Consider the following 19209-nt stretch of genomic DNA (forward strand, 5'->3'; position numbering starts at 1 on the left):
CAAACGTGTGCGTAGCGGATAATGGCCGCAGTTAGCCTTTAAATCATCACACCTGGAACCTGGAGTAACAAAGATGCAAAAGCAAGCTGAGTTGTATCGTGGCAAAGCGAAGACCGTATACAGTACGGAAAACCCGGACCTGTTGGTGCTCGAATTCCGCAATGATACGTCAGCAGGGGATGGCGCACGCATTGAACAGTTCGATCGTAAGGGCATGGTGAACAACAAGTTCAACCACTTCATTATGAGCAAGCTGGAAGAGGCGGGTATCCCAACACAGATGGAGCAACTTCTCTCTGATACCGAATGCCTGGTGAAGAAGCTGGAGATGGTGCCGGTAGAGTGCGTTATTCGTAATCGTGCAGCAGGTTCTCTGGTGAAGCGTCTGGGTATTGAAGAGGGGATGATCCTGAATCCGCCTCTGTTCGATCTGTTCCTGAAAAACGATGAAATGCACGATCCGATGGTCAACGACTCTTATTGCGAAACCTTCGGCTGGGTGAACCAGAAGAACCTGGCGCGCATGAAAGAGCTGACTTATAAAGCCAACGACGTGCTGAGCAAACTGTTTGACGACGCCGGTCTGATCCTCGTGGACTTCAAGCTGGAGTTTGGCCTGTTCAACGGCGAAGTGGTGCTGGGCGATGAGTTCTCCCCGGACGGCAGCCGCCTGTGGGACAAAGAGACCATGGATAAAATGGATAAAGACCGTTTCCGCCAGAGCCTTGGCGGCGTGATCGAAGCCTATGAAGCCGTAGCTCACCGTCTCGGTGTGAAACTGGACTAGTTTCAACGCGAAAGTATTAGCCGGAGGCGTTCCCCACTCCTCCGGCCTGTTACAGCACCTTTCTTATGGTAATCCTGCCCTTAACCGCCTACGATCAATCATATTATTAAAATATCTCTGAGGTGATTATGCGTTGGCAAGGGCGTCGCGAAAGTAATAACGTTGAGGACAGGCGTAGCGAATCAGGCAGCCCGTTGGGCGGTCGTGGGCTGCGTCTACCCCGGGGCAAGGGCGGGATTATTCTGCTGATAATTGTGGTAATCGGCGGCTACTACGGTGTGGATTTAACCGGGCTGCTTACCGGCCAGCCTATCTCCCAGCCGGGTACCCAGCAGGTTGCTACCCCGCAGGAGAATGAATCGGCGAAGTTTACCCGCGTCATTTTCGCTACTACCGAAGAGACGTGGACCCAGCTGTTTGAGAAGATGGGCCGCACCTACCAGCAGCCTACTCTGGTAATGTACCGTAACTATACCCAGACCGGCTGCGGTACCGGCCAGTCAGTGATGGGACCGTTCTACTGCCCGGCGGACAGCAAAGTTTATATCGATCTCTCTTTCTATGATGAGATGAAGAGCAAGCTCGGTGCGGCAGGCGACTTCGCTCAGGGCTATGTGATTGCTCATGAGGTCGGCCACCACGTGCAGAAGCTGCTGGGCATCGAACCGAAAGTGCGCCAGCTGCAGCAAAACGCTTCCCAGGTTGAAGTCAACCGCCTGTCGGTCATGATGGAGCTGCAGGCGGACTGCTTCGCTGGCGTCTGGGGCCGCAGCATGCAACAGCAGGGCGTCATGGAAGAGGGCGATCTGCAGGAGGGGCTTAACGCCGCCGAAGCGATTGGCGACGATCGTCTCCAGCAGCAGAGCCAGGGCCGGGTCGTGCCGGACAGCTTTACTCACGGCACCTCTGAGCAGCGTTACACCTGGTTTAAACGCGGCTTTGATACGGGCGATGTTGCCCAGTGCAACACCTTTGGCAAGAGTCTGTAAGGCTTCAACTTCGGGAAAAGTGACATGGAGCGTTTGATTGCTCTCAGTGCGCAGATGGCACGGGAGGGCATCCGCCGCCTGATGGTGATCAGCGGGGAAGAGACATGGTGCCAGCAGCAGGCCGCCGTCCTGATTGTTAACCAGGCGGCGCTGTGGGTGGGCGAAGAGCAGGATGCCTCCCAGGCGGCATACTACTGCCACCCCCGGGCGTTAACGACTCTGCTAGGACGTGAGTTCAGCCATGCCGTTTTTGATGCCCGCCATGGCTTTGACGTTGCCGCCTTTGCGGCTCTCGGCGGTACGCTGCGGGCCGGCGGCTGGCTGATCTTGCTCACTCCTGCGCTCTCCCACTGGGCGCAGACTCCCGATACCGATGCCTGCCGCTGGAGCGATACCGCTCAGCCTATCGCCACCCCGCGTTTTATTACTCACTTTTGCCGCACGCTGCATGCGCACGGCGAAGCGATCCTCTGGCAGCAGGAGCAACCACTCACGCTGCCTGACTTTGCGCCCCGTCCGGCGTGGCACCCGGCCAGCGGCGCGCCGGAGCGTGAGCAGGCTGCGATCCTTACAGAATTAAGCTCAATGTCGCCTGGCGTGATGGTGGTGACCGCCCCGCGCGGACGCGGTAAATCGGCGCTGGCGGGAATGCATCTGCGTCATTTGCAGGGCAAGGCCATCGTGACCGCGCCTGGGCGAGCCGCTACGGACGTGCTGGCACAGTTTGCCAGCGTCGAAGTGAACTTTATTCCACCGGATGCGCTGCTCCAGCAACTGGCCAACGGAGAGGGACATCATCCTGAGTGGCTGATTGTGGATGAGGCCGCGGCGATACCTGGCCCGTTGCTTCGACAATTAATCGCCGGATTTAGCTATGTCCTGCTCACCACCACTGTGCAGGGCTACGAGGGGACAGGGCAGGGCTTTTTGCTGAAGCTCTGCGCCGGGCTGGATCGCCTGCAACATAAGGAACTTAACACGCCGCTGCGCTGGGCCAGAGGCTGCCCGCTTGAAACATTCATCAGCGACCTGCTGTTGTTTGATGATGCCGTCCCCGGCTCGCCTGTGGGGGCTGAATACCGTATAGCTTCCCTGCCGCAGGATGCCTGGCTGACGTCGCCCGGGCAGCCCGCTGCTCTCTACCGCCTGCTAACCAGCGCCCACTATCGGACTTCTCCCCTCGATCTGCGGCGGATGATGGATGCGCCAGGGCAGCATTTCTGGCAGGCGCTGGACGGTGAACAGCCTATCGCCGCGCTGTGGCTGGTGGATGAGGGAGGACTCTCGCCCGGGCTTAGCCAGGCGGTGTGGGCGGGCTTTCGGCGGCCGCGGGGCAATCTGGTGGCTCAGTCGCTGGCGGCGCACGGCTCCAGCCCGCTGGCGGCCACGCTGTCAGGGTGTCGTATCAGCCGTATTGCCGTTCACCCCTCGCGTCAGCGGGAGGGCATCGGTCAGCGGCTGATCGCCGAGGCGCACGCCCACAGTGCAGGCTGCGACTACCTCTCGGTGAGCTTTGGCTACACCCGCGAGCTGTGGCGGTTCTGGCAGCGCTGCGGCTTTCAGCTGGTGCGGCTCGGCAGCTATCGCGAGGCCAGCAGCGGCTGTTATACGGCAATGGCTATCCTGCCGCTTACCTCTGCGGCAGAGGCGCTGGTGGCAACGGAGCAGCGCAGGCTGGCGAGGGATCTGCCCTGGCTGACCCCCTGGCGGGACGAAAAGTTACCCCTGCCGTCGGGAGAGCCGACTACCCTTAATAGTGATGACTGGCACGAGCTGGCCGGTTTTGCTTTTGCCCATCGTCCGCTCTCGGCGGCCACCGGCGCGCTCAGCCGTCTGCTGAGCCATAGCGATCTGCCGCTGGCCGCGCTGCGTAGTCAGCTGGAGCAAGGTCTCAGCGAGGCGCAGGCGTGTGACCAACTACGATTGGCCGGGCGTAAGGCACTGCTGGCCGCCCAGCGAAACGAGACGGCAGAGGCGCTGGCTTCTCTCGACGGAGAGCGGGCAGCGCAGAGCCAGGGACAGATTGCTAATCTGCAATTTTTTTAACAATCTCATTCAGTTAAATGGCATGGTCATCGCCAATGTACGGCGTAAACTTACCTCAACGCTATAAGGAGACCGCCATGGAACATGACTATCATGTAGTACAACGTCCGGACAAACCTGCCAGCCAGCTGCTGCTGCTATTTCATGGCGTCGGCGACAATCCAGTAGCGATGGGGCAGGTCGGCACCGGCTTTGCCGCCCGGTTTCCGGACGCGCTGATCGTCAGCGTTGGCGGAGCTGAACCCTGCGGTCCGGCTCCGGCGCGGCAGTGGTTCTCCGTGCAAGGCGTAACGGAGGAGAACCGCCAGCAGCGGGTGGACGCCATCATGCCCACCTTTATCGAGACGGTACGCTACTGGCAACGCGAAAGCGGGCTGGGGCCGCAGGCCACGGCGCTGATTGGCTTCTCACAGGGAGCTATCATGTCGCTGGAAGGGGTCAAAGCCCAGCCGGATCTGGCGTCGCGGGTGATTGCCTTTAATGGCCGCTTCGCCAGCCTGCCGACGACCATCGGCGCGGCGGTGACTATCCACCTGATCCACGGTGGGGAGGACCGGGTGATTGAGCTGACGCACGCCGTAGCTGCTCAGGAAGCGCTGTTACTGGCCGGAGGTGATGTGACGCTGGATATCGTTGACGATCTGGGACATGGCATTAGCCAGGAGAGTATGCAGTTGGCGCTTGATCGTCTGAGCTATACCGTGCCGAAGCACTATTTTGATGAGGCGCTGAGCGGCGGCAAGTTCAACGACGACGATATCGTTGAATTTATGTAAATCTGTAAGCCGGGCAAGCGAAGCGCCGCCCGGCGTTACCCCAACCAACTACTTCTTCTTCGGCCAGTCGTCTTCGTCGTCCCACTTATCGTTGAAGTCGCGATGCGGGGGCAGATCGGGCTTGTTGGCGAGAAATTTCTTATGATCGACGCGCTTAAGGTCTTTAATGACGTTCAGCAGCACGCCCACCAGGAAAACCAGTAACAGAATCCACCAGTATTTAGCCAGCCATTCCATGCTTATATCCTCATTCAGAAACGCGATTATGCAACCAGCTGTTCCATAATGCGTTGATACATACGGGCCAGCAGCTGCAGATCGGCGGCATTTACACATTCGTTGATTTTATGAATGGTCGCATTCACCGGCCCAAGCTCGACCACCTGCGCACCCATCCGTGCGATGAAGCGCCCGTCCGAGGTACCACCCGTGGTTAACAGCTGCGGTTCAATTTCATTATAGTGCGCAATCGACTTCACTACCGCATCCACCAGCTTGCCGCGCGAGGTGAGGAACGGCTGGCCGGAGATCCACCAGTCAACGGTGTAGCGCAGCTGATGCTTATCCAGCAGCTCAGCCACGCGGGCTTTGATCGCCTCGTCGGTAAGCTCGGTGCTGAAGCGGAAGTTAAACTGCACTCGCAGGTCGCCTGGAATGACGTTATTGCTGCCGGTCCCGGCCTGAATATTGGCGATCTGCATGCTGGTCGGCGGGAAAAATTCGTTACCCCGATCCCACTCAATGCCCACCAGTTCGTTAAGCATTGGGGCAGCACGGTGCACCGGATTGTCCGCAAGGTGCGGGTAGGCCACGTGGCCCTGCACGCCGTGAATGGTGAGGTTGCAGGTCATCGATCCGCGACGCCCGTTCTTCACTACGTCGCCCACCACTTCGGTACTGGAGGGTTCGCCCACCAGGCAGTAGTCGAGGCGCTCGTTACGCGCCATCAGCGCCTCCACAACCTTCACCGTGCCGTGCGTGGCGCTGGCTTCTTCGTCGGAGGTGATCAGAAAGGCCAGGCGACCCTTATGATGCGGATGCTGGGCCACGAAACGCTCGGCGGCCACCACCATTGCCGCCAGAGAACCTTTCATGTCGGCCGCGCCGCGACCAAACAGCATACCGTCGCGAATAGTGGGTTCAAACGGCGGATTGATCCAGCGGTCGGCGTCGCCAGCGGGAACCACGTCGGTATGACCGGCAAATGCCAGCGTCTCGCCCTGGCCGCGCCATGCCCAGAAGTTTTGCGTGTCGCCAAAATCCATCCGTTCAACGGTAAAGCCGATAGCGCGCAGGCGTTCAATCATTAGCGCCTGGCATCCTGCATCGTCGGGACTGAGAGAAGGGCGGCGAATAAGCTGTTGGGTCAGCTCAATAACCGGGCATGACATAGACTACACCTCGTTAAAATAGCGCTCGTAGCTGGTTTCTTTGAAACCCAGCAGCATAGGCTTACCGGGCGCGCAGAGCAATGGGCGTTTGATAATTGCAGGCATTTCAAGCATCAACTCTGCCGCTGAGGCAGCATTTTGAATACTTTCCCGCCGCGTTTCGTCCAGTTTGCGCCAGGTGGTGCCCCGGGTATTCAGCAGCGCTTCCCATCCCAGCTCAGCAATAAAGGTATCGAGCAGGGCAGCATCCAGTCCGTCGGCACGGTAGTCATGGAAGCGGTAGGCTATCTGCTGCTCATCGAGCCAGCGGCGCGCCTTCTTAACGGTGTCGCAGTTCTTGATGCCGTACATAATGAGTGTCGGTGCGGGATGGTTTGTCATACTAAATTTGCCGTATCTATTTTGATAAGGCTTGTAGCATACAGACGATCACCAGCGATGAAAACCACGGAGATACTCACTGATAATCATGCTATTAGCGTGATTTTCCCCAAGTGAAAAAACCAAAAGCAAGCATCACTACCTTTGATTTTCAGCCGGTTTACGCTGCGGCCAGTTATAAAGCTCTTCTGGCTTACCTTCCGGAAAGAAGCCACCGTAAGGAACGTCAATGTATTCGTCTTCGATGCGGCGTATCAGCGTCCAGCCTGTTTTTGCCCATTCTGAATCGCGCCAGCTATAGATGGTTTTTCCATCTCTATTGGTATAAATGTTTCGTTCAATACCCTGACGCGCTTCTGGGGGAAGATTGTAACTGGATGGTATAAAGCATGCCGGAGCAAAATCTATATCTGGTAAATAGATACCGGTTTGTACAGGCTTTTCGTTAGCTTCTATTCGAACAGAGGGATCCAGCTCATAGCGTGGGATCCTGGCCGGTAGCGGGGTGGCTTTGATAATATCTTCAGCCCGATAAGTCAGCCTTCCTTCCTCCCAACCGCCAGAAATTGTTTCTGTTAATTGACTGTCTAATTTGAAAGCAATACTTTCAATATCGGATATTTTGCTGATTTCTGCCTGTGTCATCCAGCCATCCCAGCATTCGGTAATGCCTTTGTTGATATTGCTCATGGTATGGCCGATCCTGAATGCCTCGATATCATTATGGGTCCGCAGAATATACGCTCTGGTATAACGCTCCCTTGCCGAACGTATATTAGGCAGCACCCGGTTACCCCACACCATATCCGCCTGCTGCCAGAGCGGGAGCCTACGATTGTTGCGGGGCATCTCCCGCAGATAGCGGGCAAAGGCGGCTTCATGCGCGTCAATATAGGCAATAATCGCATCACGGGTTGCCGCGTAATGTTCAGGAGAGATAAATTTCTCCAGCAGATAGCACTCCTGGGGGTGTAAGACAGCCATTATTTATCATCCGGCATGACGAACACGCTGCCCTTATCGTCACGCTCCAGCAGTGACCAGCAGGCGCGATGTTTTTTGCCGTGCCGGTCTTCAAACAGGGGCAGCAACTGGCCCTCTCTGGTCTGGAGGTATTGCGTTGAACCGTTAACAGTGGTCGCCCAGCGCCCGGCAAAGGGGGCCTGGTCACCATCCCAGCGGGTGATGCGCACCATTTTTTCCTGCAGAAGTAGCTGCTCTCGCTTCGGCCAGTTATAAAGCTCTTCAGGTTTCCCCTCCGGGAAGAAGCCACCATAAGGCACGTCAATGTATTCATCTTCGACATGGCGTATCAGCGTCCAGCCGGTTTTGGCCCAAATGGTTTCTTTCCAGCTGTAATCCCTTTCTCCTGTTTCAGGATTTACCCAGTCATTGCGTTTTATTCCCTGTCGCGCTGACGCTGGCTGACCATAATTAGCAGGAATAAATCGCGCTGGTGCAAAATCTATATCAGGTAGATAAATACCCGTTTGCACAGGATCCTCACCTAACTCTATGCGTACTGATGGATCAAGTGCATAGCGTGCAATTCTAGAGGGGATATCATCAGCTGTGTAGATACTATAACTACTGTAGGTTAAATCGCCTTCATCCCAGCCGCCAGAAATTGTTTCTGTTAATTGTCGATCTAATCGTGTTGCAATACTTTCAAGATCGGATATTTTGCTGATCTCTGCCTGTGTCATCCAGCCATCCCAGCATTCGGTAATGCCCCTACGGATGTTACTCATGGTATGACCAATCCTGAATGCCTCGATATCATTATGGGTCCGCAGAATATACGCTCTGGTATAACGCTCCCTCGCCGAACGTATATTAGGCAGCACCCGGTTACCCCAGACTATATCCGCCTGCTGCCAGAGCGGGAGCCTACGATTGTTGCGGGGCATTTCACGCAGATAGCGGGCAAAGGCGTCTTCATGCGCGTCAATATAGGCAATAATTGCATCACGGGTTGCCGCGTAGTGTTCAGGAGAGATAAATTTTTCCAGCAGATAGCACTCCTGGGGATGTAAGACAGCCATTATTTTTTGTCCTTTGGTTCGTACCAGTTATGGGTGGTTTCCAGTTTCGGCAGGCCAAGATACGGGTAAACCGGGTCATTTGCGGCATCACCGTAGCCCCAGCCCGTTTTCTGACGCGGGCCGGTGTATGATTTTTTCAGCTCTGAGGGATTCAGCACAATCTGGTTCCAACCTCCCTCCAGCGAATACTCCGGGGCAATCTCATTAACTTGCGTACCCGCTCGCCCCTCCCAGACTTTCAGCGGCTGACCTGGCGGCACGGTATAGGTGACATACTCACCGTTTTCATTCCAGCTCTTCCATACCGCAAAATGCCGTCGCCAGTCGCTTTTGCTGGTTAATTTGTTGAACTCCGCCTTTCGCATCCAGCAGATGTTGTTATCGCTGGATGATGGGTCAACCACCCGGTACAGCACTGTGCCTGGCGGAATTTCAGCGGTGTGCATAGATTCATCAAACGTATCAAACTTACCTTTCAGCGCCGGATTGCTACTGTTATTACTGATATCCGGCCAGCCATTAACAATCTTTGCTGTATCCGTTTGGTTCATTTCTTTAAGGGCGGAATAGGCTTTTTCTCTCGCCCCCACATCCACCCAGCCCGGTTTCTCCCGCCTGAGAAATTCAAGCTCCTCACTGGCACGGGCCATGCCATAGAAGTGGGCGTTCTCCCCCACATGGGCACGGAAGGCATTATCACCTTCCACCCGCAGCCGGTTCGCCAGGTGCGTCAGAAGGTCATTCAGCGGCTGTATGGCCTTCCCCAGCATGGCGTTTGCCCTGCTGCGAACCGCGACCAGCATTTTCCACAAGTCTGCGACCGGATAACGGAGCGATACCGGTCCCCACTCCGTCACGGTGTCAAACAGGCTGCGGGTGACCTTCATCAGCCTGTCCATCACGCTGAGCAGCGCCGTGGTGTCCAGCCTCCACAGCAGCTCATCGATTTTGCCCGCCAGATAGTGGTACGGGTTGTAGATCCGTAACGTCCGCAGCGTCCCCTGTACCGCAGGCATATCCAGAAAACGGTTGAGCTGATTCATGCTCCCGTCCAGCAGGCGGCTGTAGCTCCCCGCCTTGTCCAGCTCGTTAAAATGGGCTTTGCGGAGCGACAGGAACATCACCTTGAGGCTTCCCTTAAACAGTGAACCTAGCTCGGGGAAGCAGCCCACCAGCGTCAGGCCGAGACCGACCCACGGCCAGACGTCGGTGTCGTTCTTTTTAATCTTTTTACAGTTGGCGATAAGGTCACGCACGTCACAGACCTGATCGACCAGCGGGATCATTGAGATAACCGTGCCGGTGACTATCTGTCCGGTCGTCTGCTGCTCGTTGAAATCGCCCTGCAGGGTTTCCCACAGCCATTCGCCTGCGGCCTTTGCCTTATCCGCCAGTTCGTCATACCAGGCTGGCGGTGGTGGCTGGTAAAAGGCCAGTGCGTTTTGCAGTTCCCGATCGATCATGCTTAACCCTCCCTGTGGCTGGTTTTCGCCAGCAGCGTATCCCACGGCTCCCAGGGTTTCTCCGGCTCTGGTGGGGGTAACTGATAGGTGACCGTCGCGGACTCAAACGGTACGTTTTTGTGCAGGGCATACCCCTGTTCATCCAGCACACCGGCCAGCTCGCTGCCACCTTCAAAGTGGATGGTGTAGGGCGCTTTCGGTATCGGGTCACACCCGTCGAAGAAATTCAGGGCAAGATCGTATTTTCCATCACCGGGAAGGTAGGGCATCTTCACCTTTATGGTCGCCGGTGCGGTCAGATGCGTGCGCCTGATCTTCCGCGTGTAGGTCGTGTCGGTGCCGTACTCGATTTTCCCGGCGTCGATGATGAGATAGCTGCCGCCGCCGATCAGCGTCACCCGCTTTTTCCCGGCAAACAGCATGTCACTGGCGGAAAGCAGGCTCATCCTTTGCTCTGCCGAAATATGCATCTCCCCGTTCTGGGCCTGAATCTGTACCGGGCCTTCGCTGGCGTTCAGCGTCAGGCTACCTGCCTGCGCAAACAGCCCGACGCTTTCCCCCGCCAGTATCGCCGTGTTACCCGTTGCGCCACTGCTGACATCCCCTCCGGCATTCACCGCTACGTTATCAGCCGCAGCCAGCTGCATATGCTCCCCGCTGGTGAAAGCGACGCCTTCCGGGCCGTGGAAGTGGATCAGTTTATTGAGCGGCTTCAGCCGCTTATCAAACATCGCTATCTGGCTGGCGATATCGGCTTCCAGCGCCTGGGCCTGCTCTGCCGCTGCTGCCAGTTGTTTAATCTGTTCCCGGCAGATTTCAATTTCCCGCAGCGCGGTAGCCATATCCAGCACTTCACCTGTGGCTTTCGTCTGGCCGTCGGCGGTGATAAACAGCCCCTTTGCCACCCGGATCACCCCGTGCTCGTCGGTACGCAGTTCAAACCCGGAGCCACGCGGCTTATCGTGATCGTCGGTGATATGTCCCTGGTTAAGCTGGCTGGCAGCGTACGGCGTGGTCAGGGCGATATGCTCTTCGCCGCGCTGGTCTTCCATCCGCAGCTCATTTCCGCCAGCGGTTCGCAGGATGTTCTGGCTGCGATTGTCCCGGGTGACAACGTCCTGATGTTCTGAATCATGAAACACATGAGCCATGTAGGGGCGGTCAATATCACCGCCGTCATACGCAATGCCCACTTCCGTGCCGTCCGTCAGCGGCATATGCCAGCCGTACTCATCTCCGGCATACGGCTTCGCCTGACGCACCCACAGGAAGTTAAAACCCGGTTCTGCATCTTCACGGGAGAAATCAAGCTTCACCCGGTAGCGGCCCGAGCCGTCGAGGTGGGCATAGATGTCGTGCTTCTCCCGGCTCTCAATCCGGGCCGGAAGCGAACCGTGAATGGCCGGACGGGGGATGTCAGGCGGACGGAAGCAGAACCGTTCGCTGTAGGGCATCCCCCACACCGAAACGTGTAGACGCGAATCGCGAGAGGCGCGAAAGGAGGTGAAGGTGATGAGTACTCCATCATTCAGGTCACTGAGCGTGCTGCCTGGCGTTTCCAGTACCTGGCCGGGGGTTAGCCCGGAGGCGTTGCTGAACAGGTGCAGGCGGGCGGACTTATTCAGCTCACGCTCATGATGAAGCCGGGCAAGAAAAGCGCCGCTGCCGGTTTCCGGCTCTGACGTGGTATCGTCGCCCGCTTCCGGGAACGGACCACCATAGCAGTAATGCTCCCCGGTGGTGACGGCATCACTGCGCACGGTGACCGCTGAATCCATTGGCATGCCAGCGGTACGGTAGTTATAGTCCCGCGTTCTTACCAGCCCGGTCACCGTACTGTGCCAGGTCCGCAGCCCCCAGACCGACTCTTCCGCCCCGTCGTACAGCCCGGCAGGCTCCTGATATGGCTGCATGACGTCAAATTCATAGCCGAGCTGGCTGTCGGCAAAGATCACGGTATCCAGACCGGTAATCTCATTCGCACCACAGCGATACCAGATGCCCGTTTCTGCTAGCAGGCGCTGGATAAACTCCAGGTCACTCTCCCTCCACTGGGTCATTAGCTCCCGCTGCGGATAGTTACGTTCCAGACGGAAATCCAGGTCAGTCCCTTCGAAACCATGCACCCGCAGGATGTGCTCTACCAGCTCCGGCACGGAGAGGTTCTGGTAGACGGCACAGCGACGGGTCAGGCTCAGCAGGTGCAGGCGGGAGGAGAGCGTCACCGCGTAGTGCGACTGATCTGCGCTGGTTCCCAGCCATTCAAAGCGGGTGATAATACCGTGCACGGTCCTGCCATGACGCATAAGCAGGCTGGCATATTTCAACAGGACGTCGCTGCCCGTGACTTCCTGCGAGGTAGTGAACTCAATCCGCCAGGAGAAGGGGGTACTCAGCGCGTCGGTGCCGCGAAAGCGCAGCACGTCGGGTAACACCGGGCTGTCGTTGACTGTAAGGGTGTAGGGAGATACGGGGTCCATCAGCGCAATCCTGAGTATAATCAGCGAGCTGAAAATAGTCCGCTCTATAACCTTACAAAACAAGAGGAATGGCGAGGCCTGATGCAAAATTAGGAATTTGACCTCCGTCGTGTGCTTACCTGTCCCGAGCTTTGTTAAGGTTTGCAGACGAAAAGTCGTTCATAAAATTTCACCATAGTAATGCAGAGAGGCAAAGTATTACCTGAACCGCTGCGATGGTGAAGCAATTTGTTTTAGTTTTAGTTTGTTGTTCATCTATTTTGCATAAGTTAACGCGTCGCCAATAAATAATTAGCAGGCAATGATTAATAGTATTGTGCATTAATAGGCGCGACTGTTGTGCAATATATGCCCAGGGAATGTCCGAAAAGTTACCCGAGGCAGGCAGGGCAAGAAAAGCGCAAAGTTGCGAGGCGCGTCACGCTCGCGAAACGTTTCGCTAGTCGCTTTTAGGAATGTTGCTATATGTCACATTATTACAGCCGCCGCTGCGCCATAGTATATTCAAGCCAAACAAATAATGCGGAGGTAGCCAATCATAGCAATTGATTCAGCGTCTCTTCACAGCAATGGCGGTTTTTTGTAGAATACCAATAATAATTAAACGAGGTTGTTATGATTGAGCATGAACTGGGGAACTGGAAAGATTTTATCGAAGGTATGCTTCGTAAATAATTCCAGATACGCACTAAGAAAGAAGCACTATAATAAAAGAAGCGTGAACAATATCACGCAACAGCGAGGCGGCCACTGTGGGCCGCCTTTTTTGTTGTTCAATCTTCCTGACGCTCTTTGAGCGGGAAGCGCTGACGCACCAGCACGAAGAAAAGCGGCACAAAGAAGATCGCCAGCACGGTAGCGGAGATCATCCCGCCCATTACCCCGGTTCCCACCGCGTGTTGGCTACCGGAGCCAGCGCCGCTGCTGGTGGCCATCGGCAGGACACCAAAGATAAACGCCAGCGAGGTCATCAGGATCGGCCGCAGGCGCTGGTGACAAGCGTGTAGCGTCGCCGAGAGCAGATCCTGGCCTTTAGCGTTCATCTCGTTGGCAAACTCGACGATAAGAATGGCGTTTTTCGCCGATAGCCCAATGACGGTGAGCAGCCCCACCTGGAAGTAGACGTCATTCTCCAGGCCGCGCATCCAGGTCGCCAGCAGGGCGCCGATCACCCCGAGCGGTACCACCAGCATCACCGAGAAGGGTACCGACCAGCTCTCATAGAGTGCCGCCAGGCAGAGGAAGACCACCAGCAGCGAGATAGCATACAGCGCCGGAGCCTGCGCGCCGGAGAGCCGCTCCTGGTAGGACATAGCGGTCCACTCAAGGCCAAAGCTACCGGGCAGCTGGCTCACCAGCTTCTCCATAATGTCCATGGCGGTACCGGTACTGACCCCGGTCCCAGCCTCACCGACAATCTCTACGGCGGAGTAGCCGTTGTAGCGCTCCAGGCGCGGAGAGCCGGTCTCCCAGCGGGAAGTGGCAAAGGCAGAGAAGGGCACCATGCTCCCAGCGCTGTTACGCACGTACCACAGGTTAATGTCATCCGGCAGCATGCGGTACTTCGCCGCCGCCTGGACGTAGACCTTCTTCACGCGTCCGCGATCCATAAAGTCATTCACGTAGCTGGAGCCCCAGGCGGTTTGCAGCGTGTCGTTGATATCATCGATAGAGACGCCGAGCGCCTGGGCCTTATGCTGATCGATATCGATCTGTAACTGCGGGCTGTCATCGAGGCCGTTGTGACGTACGCGGGCGAGGGACGGATCGCGCCCGGCCAGCTCCAGCAGCTTGTCGCGAGCAGCCATCAGCGCGTCATGTCCGGCTCCGGCGTGATCCTGTAGCTCCATATCAAACCCGGCGGAGCTGCCGAGGCCGCTGATAGCCGGTGGGCTGCTGGCAAAAACCCGCGCCTCGTTGATATCGCGAAACGCCTTCGTAGCACGATCGATAATGGCAAACGAGCTACCGGTTTTGGGGTCGCGCTCGTCCCAATCCTTCAGGCGGACAAACATACGCGCCACGTTCTGGCCGTTGCCGCCCGGCCCGGAGCCGATGGTGGCGAAGACCGACATGACGTTATCTTTCTCGTGGGTCGAGAAGTATGCTTCTACCTTCTCTACCACCTTCAGCGTCTGCTGCTGGGTCGCGCCGCTGGGGAGCTGCACCGAGGTGGTGAACATGCCGCGATCCTCCTGCGGCAGAAACGAGGTCGGCAGGCGCAGGAAGAGAAACACCATGCCGCCGAGTAGCAGGGCGTAGATCAGCATCCAGCGCAGGCTGCGGTGGAGAATTTTGGCGACGCCGGACTCGTAGCGCGCCGCGCTGCGGTTAAACATCCGGTTAAACCAGCCGAAAAAGCCCGTCTGTCCGTGCTGCTCCCCTTTGTTTATCGGCTTGAGCAGGGTCGCGCAGAGCGCCGGGGTGAGGATCATCGCCACCAGCACCGACAGCACCATTGCTGCCACGATGGTGATCGAAAACTGGCGATAGATCGCCCCGGTAGTGCCGCCAAAGAAGGCCATTGGCACGAACACCGCCGACAGCACCATCGCGATACCCACCAGCGCGCCCTGGATCTGGCCCATCGATTTACGCGTGGCCTGGCGCGGGGACAGCCCCTCCTCGCTCATGATGCGCTCGACGTTCTCCACCACCACGATGGCGTCATCCACCAGCAGGCCAATGGCCAGCACCATAGCGAACATGGTCAGGGTATTGATGCTGTAGCCAAAGGCGTAGAGTACGGCGAAGGTACCGAGCAGCACCACCGGCACGGCAATGGTCGGGATAAGGGTCGCGCGGAAGTTTTGCAGAAAAAGGTACATCACCAGGAAGACCAGCGCGATGGCCTCCAGCAGGGTTTTCACTACGTCGATAATCGAGGCTTTAACGAAGGAGGTGGTCTCGTAGGCTACCTTGTACTCCAGGCCGTGAGGAAAGAAGTGCGACAGCTCGTCGAGCCGGTTGAGCACCAGGTTCGCCGTCTCCATCTCGTTAGCCCCGGAGGCCAGCTTGACGCCGAGACCGGAGGCCGCCTTGCCGTTAAAGCGGCTCAGGTAGTCATACTTCTCTGCGCCCATCTCCACCTGCGCGACGTCACCGAGGCGCACCTCAGAGCCGTCCTGGTTAACCCGCAGGGTGATGTTGCGAAACTGCTCTGGGGTTTCTAACAGTGACTGGGCGTTGATGGTGGCGTTCAGCGCCTGCTTGTCCACCGACGGGGTGCCGCCCAGTTGGCCGACGGCGATCTGCGCGTTCTGCGCCTCAATAGCATCGGTTACATCCTTTGCCGTCAGCTGAACGCTGTTCAGGCGGGCCGGATCGAGCCAAATACGCATTGAATACTGCGAGCCGTAGGCGTCGATGTCGCCCACGCCGTTAACCCGGCTGAGGGGATCCTGAATGTTACTTGCGACATAGTCGGCGATATCCTGCTTATCCATCGAGCCGTCCGTAGAGACGAAGGCGATGGTCAGGATATTGGTATCGCCGGTTTTACGTACCGTTACGCCCTGGTTCTGCACCGCCTGGGGCAGCTTGCGCATCGCCGACTGGAGCTGGTTCTGCACCTGCTGCACCGCCTCGTCAGGATCGGTTCCCGCGGTAAAGCTGAGGGTCACCGTCGCCTGTCCAGTGGCGCTGCTTTGCGAGGACATGTACATCAGGTTATCCAGCCCGGTCATGTTTTGCTCAATGACCTGGGTAACGGTATTCTCCAGCGTTTGTGCGGAGGCGCCGGGATAGTTGGCCGTGATCCGCACGTTGGGCGGGGCCAGATCGGGATACTGCTCGACAGGCAGCGAAAGAATGGCCAGCGTGCCGGTGAGGCACAAAATGATAGCTAACACCCAGGCGAAAATTGGGCGATCAATAAAGAAATTCGCCATCAGAAGTGAGACCTCTTTTATTGTGCTTTCTAACTCAACATTGCTTTATCCCACTTTAACGGCAATCGCCTGACTAAACGTGGAGAAAAAAAGGAGAAAGTGTAAATTATCACGCCGCATGATGACCCAGGGGAAATAAATTGATCTGGCACAGGAACGGAGAAGATAGATAACCATCCTGGGCATATGGACATTGCCTCTCTTTAACGACGTCGGTAAACAGAGAAACATAAGATTTACTGGATCAGACAAGAAGGTGCCATGAATCGTTTTGTTATGGCGAATAGCCAGCAATGTATAGGATGTCGTGCCTGTGAAGTCGCCTGCGTGATGGCGCATAACGGTGAACAGCATGTATTGAGCAGCGCGCAGTTTCATCCGCGCATCACCGTTGTGAAGCATCAGCGGCAGAGCGGGGCGGTAACCTGCCACCACTGCGAGGCCGCCCCCTGCGCCCGGAGCTGCCCCAACGGCGCAATTAGCCGGGTCAGCGACAGTGTTCAGGTCGATCAGCAGAAGTGTATCGGCTGTAAATCCTGCGTCGTGGCCTGCCCCTTTGGCACCATGCAGGTATTGGTTACCTCAACAGGAGAGAGCCAGCTCAACGCCACGGCGCACAAGTGCGATCTCTGCCTGACGCGCCCCGACGGCCCTGCCTGCGTAGAAAACTGTCCGGCCGATGCGCTGCGGCTGGTAACCAGTGAAACGCTGGCGGCTCAGGTCAAAGCGCGCCGCCTGCGTACGGCCTGCCAGCAGGCGATGCCGTGGCGCAGCGAGGCCCCTATACTGCCCGACCGGCGTAAGATCGTGCAGATGCAGGCCACGCCCGCCCGCGGCGAGCCGGATAAACTTGCGGCCGAGGCGCGCAAACACCATTTCGCTGAAATCTACCTGCCTTTTCGCACTGCCCAGGCGCAGCGTGAGGCCCAGCGCTGCCTGACGTGCGGGGAGCACAGCATTTGTGAGTGGACCTGCCCGCTGCATAACCACATTCCGCAGTGGATCGCACAGGTAAAGGCGGGAAACATTGCGGCGGCAGTTGAGCTATCGCACCAGACCAACTGCCTGCCGGAAATAACGGGCCGCGTCTGCCCGCAGGATCGGCTCTGCGAGGGAGCCTGCACGGTGCGCGACGACTATGGCGCGGTGACCATCGGCAATATTGAGCGCTATATCTCTGACCAGGCGCTGGCGCAGGGCTGGCGGCCCGATCTGCATCAGGTTGCACCGGTTGATAAGCGGGTGGCGATTGTCGGGGCTGGCCCGGCCGGGCTAGCCTGCGCCGACGTGCTGGCTCGCCACGGGGTGAGCGCCACGGTATTCGATCGCCATCCAGAGATTGGCGGCCTGCTGACCTTCGGGATCCCGGCCTTTAAGCTGGATAAATCTCTACTCGCCCGCCGTCGGGAAATCTTCTCCGGGATGGGGATCCGTTTCGAGCTTAACTGTGAGGTAGGCAAAGACGTGGCGCTGGAGAGCCTGCTCAACGACTACGACGCGGTGTTTGTTGGCGTTGGCACCTACCGCTCCATGAAAGCCAATCTGCCCAATGAGGATGCGCCGGGGGTTTACGATGCGCTGCCATTTTTAATCGCCAATACAAAGCATTTGATGTCTTTGCCGCAAACCGCTGACGCGCCGTACATTAATACCGAGGGGCTGAACGTAGTGGTGCTGGGCGGCGGCGATACGGCGATGGACTGCGTGCGTACCGCTCTACGCCACGGGGCGAGCCGGGTGACCTGCGCCTACCGTCGCGACGAGGCCAATATGCCCGGCTCGAAGAAAGAGGTTAAAAATGCCCGCGAAGAGGGAGCCGAATTTGAGTTTAACGTCCAGCCGCTCACGCTGGAGCTGGACGACAGCGGCAGCGTCTGCGGTGTACGGATGCAGCGTACTGCGCTGGGCGAGCCGGATAGTAACGGTCGCCGCCGTCCGGTGCCTATCGCTGGCAGTGAGTTCGTCATGCCTGCGGATGCGGTGATCATGGCCTTTGGTTTTAATCCTCACGCAATGCCCTGGCTGGAGCAGCATGGCGTGGTGATGGATAGCTGGGGCCGCATCGCCGCCGGCGTTGAGAGCCGCTACCGCTCCCAGACCAGCAATGTGAAAATCTTCGCCGGAGGCGACGCGGTACGCGGGGCGGATCTGGTGGTTACAGCGATGGCGGAGGGGCGGCACGCGGCGCAGGGGATGCTGGCCTGGATGGGGGTAGAGCACGACAAGGCAGGCCTCAGGGCGTAAGATAGGTATTTGCATTCATCTTTTGGGGCCTGTATGTCGCTGAAAATAGACGTTATCAAAGATAAGATCCTCTCTGACAATTACTTTGTGTTACGCAATATCACCTACGATCTGACCCGTCGCAACGGGGAGGTGATCCGCCACCGCCGCGAGGTGTACGATCGCGGCAACGGGGCGACCATTCTCCTCTACAACAGAGAAAAGCGCAGCGTGGTGCTGGTCCGCCAGTTCCGCATTGCCACCTGGGTCAATGGCAACGAAGATGGTCGGCTGATTGAGCCGTGCGCCGGTCTGCTGGACAACGACGAGCCGGAAGTCTGCGCACGCAAAGAGGCCATTGAGGAGACGGGGTATCAGGTGGGTGAGGTACGTAAGGTCTTTGAGCTGTATATGTCCCCTGGCGGCGTCACCGAAATCGTCCACTTCTTTATTGCTGAATACAGCGACAGTCTGAAGGCAAATGGCGGCGGCGGCGTAGAAGATGAGGATATTGAAGTACTTGAGATGCCTTTCACCCAGGCGCTGGAAGCAGTAGCCAGCGGCGAGATACGCGACGCTAAGGCGGTGATATTGCTGCAATATTTACAGGCTTCCGGACTAATGTCTTGATATTAATCGGGTTAATAACATGCATTTAGAATAAATCTATCCGATAAATCCGATTGAGTCAGCTACCCCTGGACGACGAAGATACCGCTGTTTACTCGCTATGCTTCT

General features: G+C 57.3%; 15 protein-coding genes. 7 read left to right on the plus strand and 8 right to left on the minus strand.

Annotated features, from left to right (window positions below; genetic code table 11):
• The first annotated feature begins 73 nt into the window (after positions 1 to 73).
• From purC to ypfH, 4 genes are all read left to right on the plus strand, one after another.
• Positions 74 to 787, plus strand: coding sequence for a phosphoribosylaminoimidazolesuccinocarboxamide synthase (gene purC, locus RTN40_RS17800; protein WP_312229631.1), 714 nt, complete (start codon positions 74 to 76; stop codon positions 785 to 787).
• Between the two features lie 128 nt (positions 788 to 915).
• Positions 916 to 1776 carry a neutral zinc metallopeptidase gene (locus RTN40_RS17805; RefSeq protein ID WP_312229632.1) on the plus strand — a complete coding sequence of 287 codons (861 nt, stop codon included), beginning with the start codon at positions 916 to 918 and terminating at the stop codon, positions 1774 to 1776.
• Positions 1777 to 1800: 24 nt separating this feature from the next.
• Positions 1801 to 3822, plus strand: a complete 2022-nt coding sequence (locus RTN40_RS17810) for a GNAT family N-acetyltransferase (protein WP_312229633.1) — start codon at positions 1801 to 1803, stop codon at positions 3820 to 3822.
• Between the two features lie 77 nt (positions 3823 to 3899).
• The gene (gene ypfH / locus RTN40_RS17815; protein WP_312229634.1) at positions 3900 to 4598 is read left to right on the plus strand and encodes an esterase; all 699 of its coding nucleotides are present in this window, start codon (positions 3900 to 3902) and stop codon (positions 4596 to 4598) included.
• A 48-nt stretch (positions 4599 to 4646) separates the two neighbouring features.
• On the opposite strand, the gene RTN40_RS17820 is transcribed toward ypfH, so the two are convergent.
• The 7 genes from RTN40_RS17820 to RTN40_RS17850 all read right to left on the minus strand — a co-directional run bounded on the left by RTN40_RS17820 (position 4647) and on the right by RTN40_RS17850 (position 12358).
• Positions 4647 to 4835, minus strand: a complete 189-nt coding sequence (locus RTN40_RS17820; protein WP_042389360.1) for a YpfN family protein — start codon at positions 4833 to 4835, stop codon at positions 4647 to 4649.
• Between the two features lie 26 nt (positions 4836 to 4861).
• Entirely contained in the window at positions 4862 to 5989 is a 1128-nt protein-coding gene (gene dapE, locus RTN40_RS17825; RefSeq protein ID WP_312229635.1) for a succinyl-diaminopimelate desuccinylase, read from the minus strand.
• A 3-nt stretch (positions 5990 to 5992) separates the two neighbouring features.
• Complete coding sequence (locus RTN40_RS17830; RefSeq protein ID WP_409418541.1) at positions 5993 to 6370, minus strand: ArsC family reductase; 378 nt, start codon at positions 6368 to 6370, stop codon at positions 5993 to 5995.
• A gap of 138 nt (positions 6371 to 6508) precedes the next feature.
• Positions 6509 to 7354 (minus strand): type VI secretion protein ImpA, encoded by an 846-nt coding sequence (locus RTN40_RS17835; protein WP_312229636.1) that lies wholly within the window; start codon positions 7352 to 7354, stop codon positions 6509 to 6511.
• The gene (locus RTN40_RS17840; RefSeq protein ID WP_312229637.1) at positions 7354 to 8415 is read right to left on the minus strand and encodes a type VI secretion protein ImpA; all 1062 of its coding nucleotides are present in this window, start codon (positions 8413 to 8415) and stop codon (positions 7354 to 7356) included. The genes RTN40_RS17835 and RTN40_RS17840 overlap by 1 nt, the downstream gene beginning before the upstream one ends.
• Positions 8415 to 9878, minus strand: coding sequence for a hypothetical protein (locus RTN40_RS17845; protein WP_312229638.1), 1464 nt, complete (start codon positions 9876 to 9878; stop codon positions 8415 to 8417). Before RTN40_RS17845 ends, RTN40_RS17840 begins: the two co-directional genes overlap by 1 nt.
• A 2-nt stretch (positions 9879 to 9880) precedes the next feature.
• Positions 9881 to 12358, minus strand: a complete 2478-nt coding sequence (locus RTN40_RS17850; protein ID WP_312229639.1) for a type VI secretion system tip protein VgrG — start codon at positions 12356 to 12358, stop codon at positions 9881 to 9883.
• Positions 12359 to 12973: 615 nt separating this feature from the next.
• On the opposite strand from RTN40_RS17850, the gene ypfM reads away from it, so the two are divergent.
• Entirely contained in the window at positions 12974 to 13033 is a 60-nt protein-coding gene (gene ypfM / locus RTN40_RS17855) for a protein YpfM (protein WP_100181659.1), read from the plus strand.
• Between the two features lie 98 nt (positions 13034 to 13131).
• Here ypfM and acrD read toward each other — a convergent pair whose 3' ends face one another.
• Complete coding sequence (gene acrD, locus RTN40_RS17860) at positions 13132 to 16248, minus strand: multidrug efflux RND transporter permease AcrD (protein WP_312229640.1); 3117 nt, start codon at positions 16246 to 16248, stop codon at positions 13132 to 13134.
• Between the two features lie 261 nt (positions 16249 to 16509).
• On the opposite strand from acrD, the gene aegA reads away from it, so the two are divergent.
• A complete protein-coding gene (gene aegA, locus RTN40_RS17865) occupies positions 16510 to 18492 on the plus strand; it encodes a formate-dependent uric acid utilization protein AegA (protein ID WP_312229641.1) in 1983 nt (660 codons plus the stop codon).
• A 33-nt stretch (positions 18493 to 18525) separates the two neighbouring features.
• Positions 18526 to 19101, plus strand: a complete 576-nt coding sequence (nudK, locus tag RTN40_RS17870; RefSeq protein ID WP_312229642.1) for a GDP-mannose pyrophosphatase NudK — start codon at positions 18526 to 18528, stop codon at positions 19099 to 19101.
• Positions 19102 to 19209 lie beyond the last annotated feature (108 nt).

This window comes from Pseudescherichia sp. (genome assembly GCF_031987975.1).
Taxonomy (GTDB): domain Bacteria; phylum Pseudomonadota; class Gammaproteobacteria; order Enterobacterales; family Enterobacteriaceae; genus Pseudescherichia.

What these genes read in the sequence shown, in the direction of transcription:
- RTN40_RS17820 (WP_042389360.1), bottom strand. Translation starts at nt 4,835, where the DNA reads ATGGAATGGCTGGCTAAATACTGGTGGATTCTGTTACTGGTTTTCCTG.
- purC (WP_312229631.1), top strand. Translation starts at nt 74, where the DNA reads ATGCAAAAGCAAGCTGAGTTGTATCGTGGCAAAGCGAAGACCGTATAC.
- nudK (WP_312229642.1), top strand. Translation starts at nt 18,526, where the DNA reads ATGTCGCTGAAAATAGACGTTATCAAAGATAAGATCCTCTCTGACAAT.
- RTN40_RS17840 (WP_312229637.1), bottom strand. Translation starts at nt 8,415, where the DNA reads ATGGCTGTCTTACATCCCCAGGAGTGCTATCTGCTGGAAAAATTTATC.
- RTN40_RS17835 (WP_312229636.1), bottom strand. Translation starts at nt 7,354, where the DNA reads ATGGCTGTCTTACACCCCCAGGAGTGCTATCTGCTGGAGAAATTTATC.
- RTN40_RS17805 (WP_312229632.1), top strand. Translation starts at nt 916, where the DNA reads ATGCGTTGGCAAGGGCGTCGCGAAAGTAATAACGTTGAGGACAGGCGT.
- dapE (WP_312229635.1), bottom strand. Translation starts at nt 5,989, where the DNA reads ATGTCATGCCCGGTTATTGAGCTGACCCAACAGCTTATTCGCCGCCCT.
- RTN40_RS17810 (WP_312229633.1), top strand. Translation starts at nt 1,801, where the DNA reads ATGGAGCGTTTGATTGCTCTCAGTGCGCAGATGGCACGGGAGGGCATC.
- RTN40_RS17845 (WP_312229638.1), bottom strand. Translation starts at nt 9,878, where the DNA reads ATGATCGATCGGGAACTGCAAAACGCACTGGCCTTTTACCAGCCACCA.
- acrD (WP_312229640.1), bottom strand. Translation starts at nt 16,248, where the DNA reads ATGGCGAATTTCTTTATTGATCGCCCAATTTTCGCCTGGGTGTTAGCT.
- RTN40_RS17850 (WP_312229639.1), bottom strand. Translation starts at nt 12,358, where the DNA reads ATGGACCCCGTATCTCCCTACACCCTTACAGTCAACGACAGCCCGGTG.
- RTN40_RS17830 (WP_409418541.1), bottom strand. Translation starts at nt 6,370, where the DNA reads ATGACAAACCATCCCGCACCGACACTCATTATGTACGGCATCAAGAAC.
- ypfH (WP_312229634.1), top strand. Translation starts at nt 3,900, where the DNA reads ATGGAACATGACTATCATGTAGTACAACGTCCGGACAAACCTGCCAGC.
- aegA (WP_312229641.1), top strand. Translation starts at nt 16,510, where the DNA reads ATGAATCGTTTTGTTATGGCGAATAGCCAGCAATGTATAGGATGTCGT.